The sequence below is a fragment of the Methylobacterium sp. D54C genome, assembly GCF_053345595.1.
In genome coordinates this window covers 1-286 of the sequence record NZ_JBKFAK010000249.1, presented here as the reverse complement: position 1 = coordinate 286, position 286 = coordinate 1, and the positions used below count along the sequence as shown (strand labels likewise).

The 286-nt window shown below is 73.8% G+C and carries 1 pseudogene; it reads right to left on the bottom strand.

Annotation, left to right across the window (positions count from 1 at the left end):
- Positions 1–153, bottom strand: a pseudogene (locus ACLBYB_RS33380) (MBL fold metallo-hydrolase); the annotation flags it as partial.
- Positions 154–286 lie beyond the last annotated feature (133 nt).

Sequence of the window (286 nt, the reverse complement as noted above, 5' to 3'; positions counted from 1 at the left end):
GCCCGGATCGTCCGGGCCCGGATCGATCACCGCGACGCGATCCTGGCCCACCACGTAGGTGCAGGTGCCGCTCGCCGTGAACGGGCCTCCGTTCGGCGCGCCCCGCCGGCGAATCAGCGGCGCGACCCGGTCCAGCCGGCCGGCCGGAGGCATCGACGGATCGAAGGTCAGGGTGGTCTCGACGGTGTCCGCCATCGCGATCCCGTGCGATCGATACGGCGGTTCCTTGGACGGTTCGCGGCCGCGTGGCAATCGCCCCCGGGGCCTAGGGGATGGGAGGCCGCGG